Source organism: Microbacterium album (genome assembly GCF_014643695.1).
GTDB lineage: Bacteria > Actinomycetota > Actinomycetes > Actinomycetales > Microbacteriaceae > Microbacterium > Microbacterium album.
This window is the reverse complement of sequence record NZ_BMJY01000005.1, coordinates 127,415-144,172: the sequence shown is the minus strand read 5'-3', so window position 1 is coordinate 144,172 and position 16,758 is coordinate 127,415. Positions and strand designations below refer to the sequence as shown.

General features: G+C 71.8%; 19 protein-coding genes. 15 read left to right on the top strand and 4 right to left on the bottom strand.

Going from position 1 to position 16,758, the window contains the following annotated elements:
- The first annotated feature begins 38 nt into the window (after nt 1-38).
- From IEX37_RS08135 to IEX37_RS08080, 12 genes are all read left to right on the top strand, one after another.
- A complete protein-coding gene (locus tag IEX37_RS08135; RefSeq protein WP_188755762.1) occupies nt 39-878 on the top strand; it encodes a metal ABC transporter ATP-binding protein in 840 nt (279 codons plus the stop codon).
- Entirely contained in the window at nt 875-1,825 is a 951-nt protein-coding gene (locus tag IEX37_RS08130) for a metal ABC transporter permease (protein ID WP_188755761.1), read from the top strand. Before IEX37_RS08135 ends, IEX37_RS08130 begins: the two co-directional genes overlap by 4 nt.
- Before the next feature lie 10 nt (nt 1,826-1,835).
- Complete coding sequence (locus tag IEX37_RS08125; protein ID WP_188755760.1) at nt 1,836-2,234, top strand: Fur family transcriptional regulator; 399 nt, start codon at nt 1,836-1,838, stop codon at nt 2,232-2,234.
- Nucleotides 2,231-3,277, top strand: a complete 1,047-nt coding sequence (locus IEX37_RS08120) for a permease (protein ID WP_188755834.1) — start codon at nt 2,231-2,233, stop codon at nt 3,275-3,277. The genes IEX37_RS08125 and IEX37_RS08120 overlap by 4 nt, the downstream gene beginning before the upstream one ends.
- Entirely contained in the window at nt 3,270-4,136 is an 867-nt protein-coding gene (locus tag IEX37_RS08115) for a TIGR03943 family putative permease subunit (RefSeq protein ID WP_229663153.1), read from the top strand. Before IEX37_RS08120 ends, IEX37_RS08115 begins: the two co-directional genes overlap by 8 nt.
- Nucleotides 4,126-5,550 (top strand): TolB-like translocation protein, encoded by a 1,425-nt coding sequence (locus IEX37_RS08110; protein WP_188755759.1) that lies wholly within the window; start codon nt 4,126-4,128, stop codon nt 5,548-5,550. Before IEX37_RS08115 ends, IEX37_RS08110 begins: the two co-directional genes overlap by 11 nt.
- Complete coding sequence (locus IEX37_RS08105) at nt 5,529-6,221, top strand: DNA-3-methyladenine glycosylase (RefSeq protein ID WP_373286259.1); 693 nt, start codon at nt 5,529-5,531, stop codon at nt 6,219-6,221. Before IEX37_RS08110 ends, IEX37_RS08105 begins: the two co-directional genes overlap by 22 nt.
- 180 nt (nt 6,222-6,401) lie before the next feature.
- Complete coding sequence (gene rpmB / locus IEX37_RS08100) at nt 6,402-6,638, top strand: 50S ribosomal protein L28 (protein WP_188755758.1); 237 nt, start codon at nt 6,402-6,404, stop codon at nt 6,636-6,638.
- Nucleotides 6,638-6,808 (top strand): 50S ribosomal protein L33, encoded by a 171-nt coding sequence (gene rpmG / locus IEX37_RS08095; protein ID WP_155049151.1) that lies wholly within the window; start codon nt 6,638-6,640, stop codon nt 6,806-6,808. The genes rpmB and rpmG overlap by 1 nt, the downstream gene beginning before the upstream one ends.
- Before the next feature lie 2 nt (nt 6,809-6,810).
- Nucleotides 6,811-7,116: a 30S ribosomal protein S14 gene (gene rpsN / locus IEX37_RS08090; protein ID WP_188755757.1), complete on the top strand. Its 306-nt coding sequence runs from the start codon at nt 6,811-6,813 to the stop codon at nt 7,114-7,116.
- A 158-nt stretch (nt 7,117-7,274) separates the two neighbouring features.
- A complete protein-coding gene (locus IEX37_RS08085; RefSeq protein ID WP_188755756.1) occupies nt 7,275-8,621 on the top strand; it encodes an MFS transporter in 1,347 nt (448 codons plus the stop codon).
- A 188-nt stretch (nt 8,622-8,809) separates the two neighbouring features.
- The gene (locus tag IEX37_RS08080; protein WP_188755755.1) at nt 8,810-9,097 is read left to right on the top strand and encodes an HU family DNA-binding protein; all 288 of its coding nucleotides are present in this window, start codon (nt 8,810-8,812) and stop codon (nt 9,095-9,097) included.
- A 171-nt stretch (nt 9,098-9,268) separates the two neighbouring features.
- Here the strand turns inward: IEX37_RS08080 and IEX37_RS08075 are convergent, their stop codons facing one another.
- Complete coding sequence (locus IEX37_RS08075; RefSeq protein ID WP_188755754.1) at nt 9,269-9,520, bottom strand: DUF6458 family protein; 252 nt, start codon at nt 9,518-9,520, stop codon at nt 9,269-9,271.
- Between the two features lie 120 nt (nt 9,521-9,640).
- Here IEX37_RS08075 and IEX37_RS08070 point away from each other — a divergent pair, with 120 nt between their 5' ends.
- A complete protein-coding gene (locus IEX37_RS08070) occupies nt 9,641-11,620 on the top strand; it encodes a bifunctional copper resistance protein CopD/cytochrome c oxidase assembly protein (RefSeq protein ID WP_229663152.1) in 1,980 nt (659 codons plus the stop codon).
- 90 nt (nt 11,621-11,710) lie between these two features.
- Here the strand turns inward: IEX37_RS08070 and IEX37_RS08065 are convergent, their stop codons facing one another.
- Nucleotides 11,711-12,841 carry a hypothetical protein gene (locus IEX37_RS08065; RefSeq protein ID WP_229663151.1) on the bottom strand — a complete coding sequence of 377 codons (1,131 nt, stop codon included), beginning with the start codon at nt 12,839-12,841 and terminating at the stop codon, nt 11,711-11,713.
- A gap of 135 nt (nt 12,842-12,976) precedes the next feature.
- On the opposite strand from IEX37_RS08065, the gene IEX37_RS08060 reads away from it, so the two are divergent.
- Nucleotides 12,977-14,368, top strand: a complete 1,392-nt coding sequence (locus IEX37_RS08060; RefSeq protein WP_229663150.1) for an ATP-dependent DNA helicase — start codon at nt 12,977-12,979, stop codon at nt 14,366-14,368.
- A 64-nt stretch (nt 14,369-14,432) separates the two neighbouring features.
- Nucleotides 14,433-15,701 (top strand): serine hydrolase domain-containing protein, encoded by a 1,269-nt coding sequence (locus tag IEX37_RS08055; protein WP_188755752.1) that lies wholly within the window; start codon nt 14,433-14,435, stop codon nt 15,699-15,701.
- A 49-nt stretch (nt 15,702-15,750) separates the two neighbouring features.
- Here the strand turns inward: IEX37_RS08055 and IEX37_RS08050 are convergent, their stop codons facing one another.
- Both IEX37_RS08050 and IEX37_RS08045 read right to left on the bottom strand, forming a co-directional pair.
- A complete protein-coding gene (locus IEX37_RS08050) occupies nt 15,751-16,101 on the bottom strand; it encodes a hypothetical protein (RefSeq protein ID WP_188755751.1) in 351 nt (116 codons plus the stop codon).
- A 239-nt stretch (nt 16,102-16,340) separates the two neighbouring features.
- Entirely contained in the window at nt 16,341-16,715 is a 375-nt protein-coding gene (locus IEX37_RS08045) for a DUF4440 domain-containing protein (protein ID WP_188755750.1), read from the bottom strand.
- Nucleotides 16,716-16,758: the final 43 nt, after the last annotated feature.

Below are 16,758 nucleotides of genomic sequence, written 5' to 3'. Positions count from 1 at the left end.
GAGAGAGAACGATTATCACTGGAGCTAGGCTGGTCGGCATGTCTTCGCGCGCGCCCGAGCACCCGGTGCTCGAGGTCTCGGGGGCCGCGCTGCGTCTGCGGGGGCGCGAGCTGTGGTCCGGCCTCGATCTGCAGGTCCGACCCGGCGAGTTCGTCGCGGTGCTGGGCCCGAGCGGCTCGGGGAAGACGACGCTGCTGCGCGCGATCCTGGGCCTCCAGGAGCTCAGCGCGGGCACCATCCGGGTGGGCGGGGCGCCGGCGCGCCGGGGCGACCGCCGCATCGGGTACATCCCGCAGCAGAGGCCGCTGCCGGCCGGGACGAGCCTGCGTGCGCGGGATCTCGTCGCCCTCGGCATCCAGGGGCCCCGCTTCGGGCCGCCGATCCCGCGCCGCGGCGACCGCGAGCGCGTCGACGCGCTGCTGGCGGGTGTCGGAGCGACGTCCTACGCCGAGCGCCCGGTCGGCCTGCTCAGCGGCGGCGAGCAGCAGCGGCTCCGCGTGGCGCAGGCCCTCGCGGACGCCCCCGCGCTGCTGCTGTGCGACGAGCCGCTGTCGAGCCTCGACCTGGCCAACCAGCAGGCCGTGACGTCCATCATCGATCGCGAGCGACGCGAGCGCGACGCCGCCGTCCTGTTCGTGACCCACGACGTCAATCCGATCCTGGATCGCGTCGACCGCGTCCTCTACATCGCGGGCGGCCGCTTCACGCTCGGGACGCCCGCGGAGGTGCTGCGCTCGGACGTGCTCACGGACCTCTACGGCACGCCCGTCCACGTGCTCCACGCGGGGGACCGGCTCGTCGTCGTCGGCATCCCGGACGCCGAGCCGCACCACCACCACGACCACGATGCTCCCGGCGCGGGGGAGGCGATCCTATGAGCCAGGCCGTCCTCGCGCCCGCTCTCGCGGCCCCCGTCGCGCGCGTGCTGTCGCTGCAGTGGAGCGACGTACTGTCGTTCGAGAACTACGGCGCGCTGCTGCAGCTCGTGGCCAACTCCGTGATCGCGGCAGCCGTGCTCGGCATCGTCGGCGGCCTCATCGGCGTGTTCGTCATGCAGCGCGACATGGCCTTCGCGGTGCACGGCGTGAGCGAGCTGTCCTTCGCCGGCGCCGCCGCCGCGCTGCTGTTCGGCGGCAGCGTCGTGGCCGGCTCGCTTGCGGGCGCGGTCGCCGCGGCGGCGATCATCGGCGTGCTCGGGACGCGCGCCCGCGACCGCAACTCGATCGTGGGCGTGCTCATGCCGTTCGGACTCGGCCTCGGGATCCTGTTCCTCTCGCTCTACGAGGGGCGCAGCGCGAACCGCTTCAGCCTGCTGACGGGGCAGATCGTGTCGGTGTCGACGCCGAACCTCGGGTGGCTCATCGGCATCTCCCTGGTGGTGCTGGTCGGCCTGCTGATCGTGTGGAACCCGCTGCGCTTCGACTCGCTCGACGCGCAGTCCGCGGCCGCCCGGGGCGTGCCCACACGGACCGTCAGCCTCGTGTTCATGCTGCTGCTCGGGTTGATCGTGGCCGTCGCCGTGCACATCATCGGCGCGCTGCTCGTCATGGCGCTGCTCGTCACCCCCGCGGCCGCCGCGATGCGCGTCAGCCACGGGCCGCTCGCGGTGCCGCTGCTGGCGGCGCTGTTCGGGTTCGTGTCGGCCGTGGGCGGCATCCTGCTCGCGATCGCCGGCACGCTGCCCGTCAGTCCGTACATCACCACGATCTCGTTCCTCATCTACGTCGTGTGCCGCGTCATCGCGGCGCGCCGGGAGCGGGCGCAGCGCCTCGCCGTCGCCCGGCGGCCAGGGGGCGCCCAGGCGACGCCGGGGCCGGCGTCATAGACTCGTCCCCATGGTCGGCCAGCGGAACACGTGGCAGCGCGAGCGCGTGCGCGATGCGCTCGCGGAGGCGCGCGGCTTCGTCAGCGCGCAGGCGCTGCACGCGACGCTGCGCGATGAGAACACGGGAATCGGGCTCGCCACGGTCTATCGCGCGCTCGCCGGTCTCGCCGCGTCCGGTGAGGCCGACTCGCTGCAGAGCCCCGAGGGCGAGGCCCTCTACCGCGCCTGCGCGATGGAGGGACACCACCACCACCTGATCTGCCGCTCGTGCGGCCTCGCGGTCGAGATCGAGGCGACGGCCGTCGAGCAGTGGGCCCGCGAGACCGCGACCCAGCACGGGTTCACCGAGGCCGAGCACGTCGTCGACATCTTCGGTCTGTGCCGCTCGTGCGCCGCAGCGAGGGCATGACGACGACGCAGGAGAGCACCCTGCGCCGCGGGGCGCCGCCGACCCGGGGTGCGGGCCCCGGGCGCACCCGGGCGCTCGCGGCGCTCGGGCTGGGCGTCGTGGCCGTCGTCGTGCTGATCGCGCTCGACGTCTTCGCGCCCGCGCTCTTCCCGCAGGCGCTGCCCTCGCGGCTGCAGGACGGGCTCACGCTCGCGCTCAGCGTGCTGATCGAGTCGCTGCCCTTCGTCATGCTCGGCGTCGTCCTGTCGATCGGCGTCCAGGTGTGGCTGCCCGCGAGCGTGATCGAGCGATGGATGCCTCGTCGGGCATGGGCGAGACGGGCCGTGCTGTCGCTGCTGGGGATGCTGATCCCGGTCTGCGAGTGCGGCAACCTGCCCTTCGCCCGCGGGCTGATCATGCGCGGGATCAGCCCCGCCGAGGCGCTCACGTTCCTCGTCGCCGCGCCCATCGTCAATCCGATCGTCATCATCACGACCCACGCGGCATTCGGCTGGGACAGCGGTATCCTCGTCGTCCGCATCGTCGGCGGATGGGTCATCGCCAACCTGATCGGCTGGATCTACAGCCGCCACCCGGATCCCGCCTCGCTGCTGACGGGACGATTCCTCGACACGTGCGAGATCGTCGCGACGGACACCGGAGCGCGGGGCCGCCGCAGCCTCGCGCAGTTCATCGTCGAGCTGCGCGCGGTCATGCCGGCGCTCGTGATCGGCTCGGGCATCGCGGGCGCCGTGCAGGTCGTCGTCCCGCGGGACACGCTGCTCGCGATCGGGTCGAACCCCGTGCTGTCGATCGTCGCGATGACGGCGCTCGCGATGACCGTCGCGATCTGCTCGAACGTCGACTCCTTCTTCGCGCTCTCCTTCGCGTCGACGTTCTCGCCCGGATCGCTCGTCGTGTTCCTGCTGGTCGGCCCCCTCGTCGACGTCAAGATGCTCGCGCTCATGCGCACGACCTTCACCACGCGCACGCTCGCGGGCATCGTGGCGGTCGTGCTGCTGGCGTCCTTCGCGATCGGGATCGGGGTGAATCTCCTTGCGTGAACTGCTCGGAGCCCGCGGGCTCCGCTCCATCGGGACGCGCTGGCTCGGCGCGGGGCTCGCGGCCGCCGTGTCGGTCGTGACGCTGAGCCTCGCGATCACCGGCCGGCTCTCGCTCTACATCAACCCGGACCAGGCCTGGTTCGCGGTGGGCATGGCGGTCGTGGCGTTGGTGGGGACCGTGCTGTCGTTCCTGCTCCCGCTCGGAGGCGAGGACGATCACGGCCACGACCACGGACACGAGCCGCACGAGGGGGCGGTGCCGGCGCCCGCGTCCCATCCTCCGCACGACGACGACCACGACCACCGCGAGGACACCGCGGCACAGCGGATCCGCCAGGCGCACGCCCCGCGCACGCACGTCGCGGTGGCGGTCGGCGGGGTGCTGGCGTCCGGCATCGTCGTGGCGTCGCTCGTCCTCCCTCCCGCCCCGCTGTCGGTCGAGCTGGCGATGGCGCGCGACACCGGGACGGCGCCGCTGTTCGCGGGCGCCGACACCGTGCGGCTGGCCGCGAGCTCGGACCCGTCGGACTTCGGCGTGGGTCAATGGTCGGCCGTCTTCGCGACCGCGACGAGCCCCGACACCTTCGAGGGCACGCGCGTGACTCTCAGCGGGTTCGTGACGCCGCAGGACGGCGACGGCGACGTGCTGCGTCTGGGCCGTCTCGTGATCACCCACTGCGTGATCGACGCGCAGCCGGCATCCGTGCCCGTCGTCTCGCCGGGCTGGGAGGGTGCGGTCGACGTCGGGGACTGGGTGGAGGTCGACGGCGTGGTCACGACCGACGCCTCCGGCGGGCTCGTCATCCAGCCGCGCGAGATCGCCGCGATCCCGGAGCCGGACGACCCGTATGAGTACTGAGGCGCGACCGGCGTCCCGGCGATCACGACGCGGGGCGCGCCGGCGGCGCTTCGCGCTCACGCTGGCCGGCGTGCTGGCGGTGCTCGTCGCGCTCGGCGGTGCGGGCGCGGCCGTGAGCCTCGCGCAGGGCCCGCGGCTCACGAGCGTGCAGGCGGACCCCGCGGCCGCGGTCGAGGTGTCGGGCACGCGCGTGATCCTCACGGTCAACCAGGCGCTCGCGGAGTTCGACCCCGCGCAGGTGACCGTCGAGCCCGAGGCGCCCTTCACCGTCGATGCGGCGGGGCGCAGCGTGGGCGTGCGCTTCACCGTGCCGCTCGACGACGACACCGAGTACCGCGTCACGGTCGGCGGCGTGCGGTCGGTGGGCGGCGGTCCGCCCGCGACGCTCGAGACCACGTTCCGCACGCCGCCCGCGGAGGTCTTCCTGCTCCAGCGCGACCCCGACGGAGACGACGCGATCGTCCGCAGCGGCGTCGACGGATCCGATCCCGTGCGGGTGTTCACGAGCCCCGAGATCGACGACTTCCGTGCCACGTCGACGCGGCTCGTCGTGGCGACCGTGGAGGACGGGGCATCCGCTCTCCACGTCATGCGGCGCGACGGGTCGGGTGCGGCCGAGGTGAGGCTGCCCGGGCGCGGCATCGTGCAGGGACTGCAGGTGTCGCAGCGCGGCGACCGCGTCGGCTACACCTACTCCGATCCGGGCGGCGTCGGACACGCGAGCGTGCTCTTCACCTCCGAGCTCGGGGATCCCGATTCCGATCCGGTGCCCGTCGAGATCGGCGGCGAGGCCCCCAGCGTCGACCGCTGGCGCTTCGTGCCCGACTCGTCGGCGCTGCTGCTGATCGACTTCGCGGGAGACCTGATCCTCACCGACCCGGAGAGCGACGCCGGGCCCGCGCCGCTCGGCAGCGCGATCACGATCGACGCCGTCACGCGGGGCACCTACACGGCGGTGATCGAGCGGATCGAGGCGGGGATCGTCGAGCTCGACCTCACGAGCGGGCAGGAGGAGCCGCTCGTGGAACCCGAGCGGGAACTGGGAGTGCTCGGCACCGTGATCCCCGTGCCGGGAGGGGAGGACGGGCGCGGCGGCACCGTGCGGCAGTACATGCGGATGCTCGACCCGAGCCGGCCCGAGGCGCAGCTGCTCGCGCATGTGGGGGAGGACGGCGCCGTGCGCGAGCTGTTCGAGGTCGGCTCCGACGACGCACTGCTGCACGCGTGCGTGTCCCCGAGCGGACGGTACGTCGCCGCGCTCGTCGCGCCGCAGCTCATCGACAACCCCTATGACCTGGCCCAGCAGCCGATGCCGCGCGAGCTCGAGACGCACATCGTCGAGCTCGACACGGGCGAGCCGGTGTCCGTGCTGCCGGGGTTCGACATCAGCTGGTGCGCGACGGGACCGTGGTGAGCGCGGTGGGGGAGGGACATCACCCCGCCGCCCGCGAGGAACTCGCCGGGCTGCCGGTGGATGTCGCGCCGCGGCTGCTGGGCGGCCTGCTCGAGACCACGCTGCCCGACGGCGTCGTCACGGTGCGCATCACCGAGGTGGAGGCGTACCACGGGCTCGGCTCGGGCGACGTGGCCGATCCCGGCTCGCACGCCCGGATGGGTCCCACGGCGCGCAACGCGACGATGTGGGGCGAGGCCGGGCACCTGTACGTCTACCTGAGCCACGGCATCCACTCCTGCGTCAACGTCGTGTGCGGCCCCGCGGGCCGTGGCGACGGCGTGCTGCTGCGGGCGGGGCAGATCGTCCGCGGTGCCGATGTCGCGCGGCGGCGCCGGGAGCGGAGGGGAGTGGCCCGCACGGATCGCGACCTGGCCCGCGGGCCCGGTCGCCTCGGCGACGCGATGGGTCTGCGCCATCCGGTGCACGACGGCATCGACGCGGTCGCGGGCGAGCCGCGGGCCGACGCCACGGCGCGCCTTCTCCTGCGCGACGAGCCGCTGGCGGACGTGGCCTCCGGCCCGCGCGTGGGCGTCGCGGGCATCGCCGGCACGGCCGCGTACCCGTGGCGCTTCTGGATCCCCGGCGACCCCACGGTCTCGCCCTTTCGCGCGGGGCGCGGCGCCGCCTGACCCGGCCCGCCCTGCCCTGGCCAGCGCCGTGTGGTAGGGTGGTGGATTGTCTGCGTGCACTCCTGTGCGCAGTTCGTACGTCTCCTCCCGATACACGGCCCGCAAGGGCGGGTGGAGCACGTGCAGGCAAGAGATCTTGGGTGGGTCCGTCCGGTCCCACGGTAATGAAGGAGAACCATCATGGCTGCTGTGTGCCAGGTGACCGGTGCCGTTCCCGGCTTCGGTCACAACATCTCGCACTCGCACCGCCGGACGAAGCGTCGCTTCGACCCGAACGTGCAGAAGAAGACGTACTACGTGCCGTCGCTGGGCCGTAAGGTCACGCTGAACGTGTCGGCCAAGGGCATCAAGGTCATCGACGCCCGTGGCATCGAGTCCGTCGTCAAGGACCTGCTCGCGAAGGGTGTGAAGCTCTAATGGCCAAGAAGGCTCAGGACGTCCGTCCGATCATCAAGCTGCGTTCGACGGCGGGCACGGGGTACACCTACGTGACCAAGAAGAACCGCCGCAACAACCCCGACCGCCTCGTGCTGAAGAAGTACGACCCGGTGGTCCGCAAGCACGTCGACTTCCGCGAGGAGCGTTAATCATGGCCAAGAAGAGCAAGATCGCTCGTAACGAGCAGCGCAAGGAGATCGTCGCGCGCTACGCCGAGAAGCGCGCCGCCCTCAAGAAGCAGCTCGTCGACCCGAACGCGACCGACGAGGAGCGCGAGGCCGCCCGCATCGGCCTGCAGAAGCTGCCCCGCAACGCGTCGCCCGTCCGCGTCCGCTCGCGCGACGTCATCGACGGCCGCCCCCGTGGCGTGCTGACGAAGTTCGGCATCTCGCGTGTCCGCTTCCGTGACATGGCGCACCGTGGCGAGCTGCCCGGTGTCACCAAGTCGAGCTGGTAAGCAACCATCGCTCTCGCAGGGCGGGTCCTCCTCGGAGGACCCGCCCTTTCGCGTGGGCGAGAATACCTATGTCGGTAGGTCTACTCACGTAGACCTACCGACATAGGTATATGCTGACCACTTCAGCAGTGTCAGTACCCGACGAAGGCTACGAATCCATGACAACGACCGTCACCCCCGCGCGAAGCCTGCGCGCTCACATCGAACACTCGTCCATGACGGTGTACCAGTGGCTGATCGTGGCGTGCGCCGTGCTGCTGAACGCCAACGACGGCTTCGACGTCGCCGCCATGTCGTTCGTCGCGGCGAACGTCGAGCGCGAGTTCGACCTCAGCGGATCGGTGCTCGGCACCGTGATCAGCGCCACGCTGGTCGGCATGGCGATCGGCGCGCTCGTGATCGGGCGCCTCGCGGACATCCTGGGCCGACGCTGGACCGTCGTCGGTTCGGCCGTGCTGTCCACGGTGGGCATGTTCCTCGCCGCGACGTCGCAGGACGTGGTGCAGCTGGGCGTGTGGCGCGTGCTCACCGGCATCGGCGTGGGCGGCATCCTGGCGAGCATCACCGTCATCACGTCCGAGTTCTCGTCGGCCCGCTGGCGCGGCCTCGCGATCGGCGTCTACACGGCCGGCTACGGTGTCGGCGCGTTCCTCGGCGGCATGGCCGCCAACGGCCTGCAGACCGAGTACGGTTGGCGGTCCGTGTTCTTCGTCGGCGCGAGCGTGAGCGTCTTCATCGTGCTCGCCCTCGCGATCATCACGCCGGAGTCGGTGCAGTTCCTGCTCACGCGCCGTCCGCGGTACGCCGACAAGGCCCTCGCCCGCATCGCCAAGCGCGTCGGCTACGACCCGGCCAAGGCCACGGTCGCCCAGCAGGTGGACGAGAGCGCTCCCCGGGAGGCGTCGTCGCGCCTGTCAGACCTGTTCACCCGCAAGGTGATCGTCGCGACGCTGCTGCTGTGGCTGGCGTTCTTCACCGTCATGTTCGGCTTCTACTTCGTCAACTCGTGGACGCCGCGCCTCATGGGCGAGGCCGGCATGAGCGACGAGCAGGGCGTGTACATCGGCATGGCGCTGGCGATCGGCGGCACGATCGGATCCGTGCTCTACGGCGTGATCGCCGCGCGCATCGAGCGCGAGAAGCTGGCGCTGGCGTTCCTCGTGATCAGCGCGATCGCGATCATCGCGTTCGTGCTGTCCACCGCGATGCTGACGATCGCGATGATCCTCGGCGTCGTCGTCGGGCTCCTCGTGAACGGCTGCATCGCCGGGATGTACTCGATCGCCCCCACGCGCTACGCGGCCTCGGCCCGGGGAACCGGTGTGGGAGCCGCCCTCGCCGTCGGCCGCATCGGTGCGATCCTCGCGCCGATGTTCGGCGGCGCGATGCTGGACGCCGGCTGGACGCTCATCATGCTGTATGCGAGCGCCGCCGTGATGCTGCTCATCGGCGCCGTCGCGGTGCTGTTGCTGCGCCGGATCCCGGAGGTCGGCGGCGCGAGCTGAGCCGTCTCACGCGTCACAGGCGTCACATTCCCGCGCGACACGCCCTGGAAATCTGCGAAAACCCGCGAAAATCCGCATGATTTCGCGGCGCGTTGATACTGTCAAGGCGGTCACACGACCAGCCGGAGGCAATCCGCCCCCGGTCCGAAACACCACGTCTGCGGCGTCCTTCGCCGCTGGAGGATGACATGGCCGACAAGTCCATCACCAAGACCGAGCTCGTCGCGAGCATCGCCAGCGCGACCGGTCAGAGCCAGGCCGCCGTCTCGGGCGTTCTCGACGCCCTGTTCACCACCGTCTCCGAGTCGGTCGCCAAGGGCGCAAAGGTCTCGATCCCCGGCTGGATCGCGTTCGAGCAGGTCGAGACCGCCGCACGCACGGGCCGCAACCCGCAGACGGGCGAGGAGATCAAGATCCCGGCCGGCAAGCGCGTCAAGGTGACCGCGGGCTCCAAGCTGAAGGCCGCCGCCAAGTAAGCAGGCCCTCGAGCCGACGTCGAAAGGGGATGCCCCGTGGGGGCATCCCCTTTCGCGTGCTCGCGCATCGCGAGCGGTCCGGTCGGCGGCAAGAGGCCCGCGTCGCCCGCCGCCGACCGGGGTCAGTGCACGCCCGCTCGCGGGAGCCGGTCCCGTCGGGCGCTCTGGGTGTCAGAGCGGGTCGACGTCGGTGCGGCGCTCCGTCACGCGCTGGTCCGTGCCGGGCTCGGCGACGGTGCGCGTCCGCTCGACCGCGGAACGCCGCCGAGTGACGAGGATCAGCCCGACGATGAAGACGACGACCCCAGCGCCCATCAGCAGGTACCCGACGAAGTCGTCGTTCAGGCCCGGGATGTCGACGTCCAGGCCGAACGCGAGGATCGCGCCGATGATGAACAGTACTACTCCGGTTCCGATGCTCATGCGCTCACGCTAGGGGGCCGGGCCCGTGGTGGTCACAGGGGTTGACAACGGCGCCACCCGGCGGGGCGGCTCTCAGCCCGCGTGCCGCTTCGCGCGAAGGGCACGGCCTAGGCTGGATGGGTGAATCCGCGCGCGCTGCGGGCCGCCGGCCCCGCCATCCTGGTCGTCGCGGCGGTGCTGACCGCCGTCGCGGCGCTCGCCTACGGCGGCGCCGCCGACCCGCTCGCCGCGGGCGACCCCGGACCCTTCGTGCGCTGGGGCCTGCCGCTGGCCAAGCTCGTCGTCAACCTGGCCGGGGCGGTCATGGCGGGCTCGCTCGTGCTGGCCCTGTTCGCGCTGCGCGCGGGCGAGCGGGAGTTCGACGCGGCCCTCGACACGTCGTCGATCGGCGCGGCGGTGCTGACGGTCTCCGCCGGCGCGGTGGGCTTCCTGACGTTCCTGGACGCCTTCAATCCGCAGCTGTCGGTCGGACCGCAGTTCGGGGCGCAGCTCGGCACGTTCCTGACGCAGATCGAGCTCGGCCGCACGTGGCTCATCACGACCATCGTCGCCGCCGTGGTCACGGTGCTCACGTTCGCCATCCGTTCCTGGACCGCGACGCTGCTCACGACCGTCCTCGCGATCGCCGCACTCATCCCGATGGCCACGCAGGGCCACTCCGGCGAGCTCGCGAGCCACAACGCGACCGTCATGGCGATGAGCCTCCACATCGTGGGCGCCGCGCTGTGGCTGGGCGGTCTCGTGCTGCTGGTCGTGCTGCGCGCGGCCCTGCCGGCGGAGCGGATGCAGGCGGTGCTGGCCCGATACTCGTCGGTCGCGCTGTTCGGCTTCATCGTCGTGACCGTGTCGGGCATCGCCCGCACCCTGTCATCGATCGGCTCGTGGGATCAGCTCCTCACGCCGTACGGCGGCATCCTGTGCCTCAAGATCGCGGCCCTCGTCGCGATGGGCCTGCTGGGCGCGGCCTACCGCCGCGCGCTCATCGCCCGTGTCGCGCGGGGCGCCGTGGCCGCGGCGCGCGCGTTCTGGCTGCTCATCGCAGTCGAGCTCGCGCTCATGGGTGTCGCGTCGGGCGCCGCCGCTGCGCTGGCCCGCACGGCGCCACCGCTCACCGAGACGCCGTACTCCTCGACGCCGGCCGAGATCCTCACGGGCGAGCCGCTCCCGCCGCCGCTCACGCCCGAACGGTGGCTCACGGCCTGGAACGTGGACCTGCTGTGGGCGATGGTCGCGGCCTTCGGCATCTTCTTCTACCTGGCCGGTGTGGTCCGGCTGCGCCGGCGAGGCGACTCGTGGCCCGTCTTCCGCACGGTGCTGTGGGTGCTCGGCATGCTGACCCTGCTGTGGGTCACGTCGGGCGCGGTCAACGCGTACCAGGCCTACCTGTTCAGCGTCCACATGCTGGGGCACATGCTCCTGACCATGGCGATCCCGTTGATGCTCGTGCCCGGGGCGCCCGTGACGCTCGCGATGCGCGCGATCGACAAGCGGGAGGACGGCACGCGCGGCGGCCGCGAATGGATCCTCTGGGCCGTGCACAGTCCCTTCGCGCGCGTGGTGACGCACCCGCTCGTCGCGGCCGCGATCTTCGTGGGGTCGCTGTGGGTGTTCTACTTCACCGACCTGTTCCGGTGGACCCTGTACGACCACCTGGGGCACCAGTGGATGATCGTGCACTTCCTGCTGTCCGGGTTCCTGTTCGTCATGTCGCTGACGGGGATCGACCCGTTGCCCTACCGGATGCCGTACCCCGGTCGCCTGGTCACGCTGATCGCCGTGATGGCCATCCACGCCTTCTTCGGCGTCGCCATCATGATGACCTCCGGCCTCATGGTCGCGGAGTGGTACGGCGCCATGGGGCGCACCTGGGGGCCGACGCCGCTGGAGGACCAGTACATCGGCGGCGGCGTGGCGTGGTCGATCGGCGAGATCCCGACGCTCATCACGGCCATCACCGTGGCCGTGCAGTGGAGCCGCAGCGACGAGCGTCAGCAGCGCCGTCAGGACCGCCACGCCGACCGCACCGGGGACGCCGAGCTCGAGGAGTACAACGCCCGGCTCGCCCGCATCGCCGAGCGCGACGCCCGCATCGGCAGCTAGGACCTCGTCCCGCTCCCGCCGGCGACGATGTCCCACTTCCGGTCGGTATGCGGGCTCGATACCGGCATCAAGTGGGACATCCTCGGCCGGTCACCGCAGCATCGGGCTGCCGATGAGGATCGAGGCCGTGCCGTCGGGCAGGATGTCGATCGTGCCGTCGATCACGAACGGCACGTCCTCGCTGAGCTGGTAGACCGATCCGTCGAAGATCGAGCGCACCTCCGCCTCCACGTGCGCCGTGGCGGTCGCGGGCGCGATCGCCCAGTACGCCCCGTGGGGGACGATCTCGACGACCGGGTCCTGGATGATGGACCATGAGATGGTCTCGCCGTCGACGCGATCGTCGATGCTGATGCCGAAGGGGCATCCGGTCGGCTGCAGCACCTGCTGCGTCCCGCATTCGCGCAGGAAGTTCTCGACCTGCTCCTGCACGACGCCCGTGAACTCCTCGGTGGGCTCCGCCTGGATGTCGACGCGGACGCCGCGCATCGCGGCGTCCGCGAGCACGAGGGTCTCCTCCGCCCGCGCCGTGGGCGTGTCGACCGTGATGGCGTACAGCCCGGGGGAGAACACGAGGAGCGGCACGGGGGCCAGGACCTCGGCCTCGGCCCCGTCCGGCGACACCTGGCGCTTGTCGATCTCGAAGTCATTGACGGTGAAGCGCATCGACCCCCGCACCGTCAGGTCGATGACCGCGAGCGGGCTCGTCGCGAAGCTCCAGCGGGGGACGAGCCCCTCGGTGCCGTCGCGCACCACGCGGTACGTGCTGGAGGCGCGGCGCCCCTCGGCCAGATAGCCGACGGTGACCTCCGTCACACCGTCCACCGTGCGTTCGGACAGGACCTCGACGTCGCTGAGGGGTCGGTTCATCACCGCGCTGCGCAGGAGCGCCTCGGAGGCCGTCGCCGGAAGTCCGGCCGCCTCCAGGTCGCGCGTGTCCAGCGCGACGCCCGGCACGTTGAGCGCCTCGGCGGCCCGGCCCTCCGCGAGCAGACTCACGTAGCGCTCCACGAACGCGCTCGGGCCCCAGAACTGGCGGTACAGCACCGCGAAGCCCGCGGCGATGGAGGCCGCGAGCAGGGCCCCGACGATACCGAGCAGCAGGAGATCGCGCCCGAGCTGCGACGGGCGCCCCGAGGGCGAGCGCGTTCCGGTGGCGGGCGCGCCCGCCGCCGCGACCGGCGACGCCGGACGCGTCGCGCTCGCGGTCGCCTGGTCCATGGCGCAAGTCTACGAAGGCGCGGCAGGGGCGATCCTGTGCGTGGGAGGATGGGATCCCGCCGCCGCGCTGATCGCGGCGTCCTGGAGCTCCCCATCCCACCGTCCCCATCGCCTGAGGAACCACTCGAGGAAACCGTGACCGCTGGCTCCCCCTCCACCGGACGCGTCCTGTCCGACGAGCAGGACGAGCTGTTCCGGCTCATCGAGGACACGCGCGAGCACGTGTTCGTGACGGGGCGTGCCGGCACGGGCAAGTCGACGCTGCTGAACCACCTCGCGCGCCAGACGAGCAAGCAGATCGCGGTGTGCGCGCCCACGGGCGTCGCCGCGCTCAACGTCGAGGGCCAGACGATCCACTCGCTGTTCCGGCTGCCGATCGGGCTCATCGCCGACGGCGACATCGATCAGAACGACGCGACGCGGAAGATCCTGAACGCGATCGACACGCTGGTGATCGACGAGATCTCGATGGTCAACGCCGACCTCATGGATGCGATCGACCGGTCCCTGCGCCAGGCGCGCGGGCGGCGCGGCGAGCCCTTCGGCGGGGTCCAGGTCGTGATGTTCGGCGATCCCTATCAGCTCGCGCCCGTGCCCCCGCGGGGCGACGAGGCGCGCTACATCGCCGATCACTACCGCTCGTTCTGGTTCTTCGACGCGCACGTGTGGGCGGGCCGCGAGCCCGAGGGGGACGGCCTGATCGAGCTCGGGCGTCACGGCGCCGAACTGCACATCCGCGAGCTGACGCGCATCCACCGGCAATCGGACGACGGGTTCAAGGCCATGCTGAACGCCGTCCGCTACGGGCGCGTCACGGCCGACATCGCGGAGGTGCTCAACCGCACCGGCGCGCGGACGCCCCCCGACGACCCCGAGCACCCGATCATCACGCTGGCCACCCGCAACGACCGCGTGAACGCCATCAACGCGCGGCACCTGGCGCAACTGCCCGGTCGCGAGCAGACGGCGCGAGCCGAGGTGAACGGCGACTTCGGGCGCGGCGACGTGTACCCCGCCGACCCGGAGCTCAAGCTCAAGGTCGGTGCGCAGGTCATGTTCCTCCGCAACGACATCGGGTCGCAGGGTGAGCCGCCGCGCTGGGTGAACGGGACGATCGGCACCGTGACGCGGATCGTGGGCGAAACCGTCCGCGTCGAGGTCGACGGCGAGGAGTTCGACGTCGAGCCGAGCGTGTGGGAGAAGTACCGGTACGCGTACGATCCCGCGGCCCGCAAGCTGACGCGCGAGGTCGTCGCGGAGTTCACGCAGTTCCCGCTGCGCCTCGCTTGGGCCGTGACGATCCACAAGTCCCAGGGCAAGACGTATGATCGCGCGATCGTCGACCTCGGGGCCGGAGCCTTCGCGCCCGGGCAGACCTACGTCGCGCTGAGCCGTCTGACCTCCCTCGACGGCCTCTACCTGACGCGCCCGCTGCGCCCCAGCGACATCCGCGTCGACCAGGATGTGCGTCGCTTCATGAGGGCCATGTGGGAGCGTCGCCAGGAGGAGGCCGCGCAGGCCCGCTGAGTCGCGCCTCGCACGAGGGGCCGCCGAGGCGCCCTACACTCGAGGGAGGATCTACGGGGGTTTCATGCGGGTGAACAGGCGGTGGCGGCGCGCCCTCGTGGCGGTCGCCGGTGCGATGGCGGTCGCGGTGGGGCTGAGCGGATGCACGGGTCAGCCCTCGCGTGCCGAGACCCCTCAGCAGGTCGAGGCCGAGCTGCCGGGCGAGACGGTCGAGCAGCTCGAGGCCGCCGTGACGCACGCGATGGCGGCGACGGGATCGTCGGGAGCCATCGTCGGGGTGTGGGTGCCGTGGGCCGGCACCTGGGTGACGGGGCTCGGCACGACCTCCGTCGACGGTGATGACCCGGTCACGACGGACATGGCGTTCCGCATCGCCACCCTGACGCGCCCGATGACGTGCGACGCCCTCTACCGACTCGCCGAGGAGGGCGTGGTCGGGCTCGATGATCCCGTCTCCGCGCACGTGCCGAGCTCACCCGACCTCACGGACGTCACGCTGCGGCACCTGTGCGACGGCACCGCGGGCCTGGTCCCGTCGGTCGACCTCCTCGAGTCGAACCTGCTGCGGACCCCCGAGCGCCAGTGGCACGCGCGCGAGGTCGCCGCCGCCGGCCTGGGCAAGGGCAGGTCCGAGCCGGGCGTCGCGTTCCGGGACTCCGACACGGGGTACCTGCTGCTCGGGCTCGCGCTGCAGAACGCGTCGGGCAAGAGCGCGGCGGAGCTGATCCGCCAGTACGTCGCGGAGCCGCTGGGCCTCGAGTCGACCCGCCTGCCCGGCCGCGCGGCGGCCGACCCCGGCTCTCCCGCGCTGCCGGGCTTCCGCTCGGACAGCGCGGACCGCGAGGCGGGCTGTGTGGCGCCGCGGGAGTTCACCCGGATGTCCGCGAGCTTCGGCTTCACCGACTCGGGGGCCGTGTCGACGATCTCGGAGCTGGGCGCCTACATCCAGGCGCTCGCCGCCGAGGCCAAGGACGGCGGGGAGTTCACGGAGCGCTGGAGCGCGGCGAGGCCCGTGGATCCCGAGGGCGACACGTGGTACCAGTACGCGGGCGGCACCTACATCGCGGGATCCATGGTCGGTCAGCAGGGCAGGGTGCCCGGCTACCTCACGAGCGCATACGCGGACACCGACAACGGGCTGACCGTGGCGGTCGTCCTGAACAACTCGGCGGGCTCGAAGGAGGCCGTGGGCTACCTCGCGAGGGAGCTCGCCGCCCTCGTCTCCAAGGTGCCCGCGCCCGACGGGGCGCCAGCGCCCGAGTTCGGCCTGCCGTGGACGGCCGAGGACTACCACCAGCGCATCGCCGACAGCGCCGTCTGCCCCCTCGGGTGAGCTCGGCCGGCGCACGCGGCGACGGCGGCCGGCCCGGTGAGCGAGCCGGTCAGGCCTGGGGGAGCTGGGCGGCCCAGAGGATGCCGAGGAGGAGCGCGAGGGCCGCGACGGCCATGATCAGCATGAGGGCCGCGAGCGTGAAGTTGCGCGCGCGGTCCTCGCGAACCGCGAACGCCGTCACGAGGATCGCCAGGAGCGATGCCACCACGAACGCGATGCCGATCCACGCCAGGGCGAGATTGATCGGCATCGACGCGACGAACGCGACGATCGCGGCGGCGGCGAGCAGGATCGAGGGCACGATCCAGATCCACCGCTTCGGCGTCGCCAGAGCGGGCTGGTTGCGCATGCGGGTCGGGTCGGCGGCACGGCCGCGTCGCCGCGGGGTCTGATCGCTCACTGCTCCTCCTCGCTGTGACGCGCCCCGGTGGGCGCCTGATCGCCACGATAGGAGCCGTCGGCCACGGACGGCACGGGCTTGACACGCGGGGAGCGGCGGTGGGTCGTGCCGTGAGCCGGGGGCCGGACGGCGACGGTGGGAGCGGCATCGATCGCCTCAGCCAGGAGCGACCACGGCGCAGCGGCCGTCGCCCGGTGCCGCGCGGACGGCGGCGTGCTCGAGCAGTCCGCTGTGCCTGTTCAGTGCGTGATGGTCGTCTGCTGGTACAGCGTGAGGCGTGCCCTGCCGTCGACGAGGCGGTAGTGGCTCGCCATGAGCGCGATGAACGGCTCGTCCTGTCCGTCGCGCCGGGCTGAGGCGCGGTAGACGAGCGCGGTGGCGTCCTGTCCGGTCGGGACGAGCCTCGTCTCGCTGAGCGTGTACGACGACCAGGGTGGCGATTCGTTCAGCGTCGCCGCGATCGTCGCGCGATCGAGGATCATGCCGTTCACCAGGATCATCACGGCCTCGGCGGTCATCAATTCGCCGTAGAAGTCGCCGCCCGCCGACCGGCACAGCGCATCCCAGCCGCCGTGCTCGAGTGCCAGGAGCGCGTCGAGACTGAGCTCATCCATGCGGCGAGGTTACCGCCATCGGGGCGGCGGCCGTAGCCTTTGG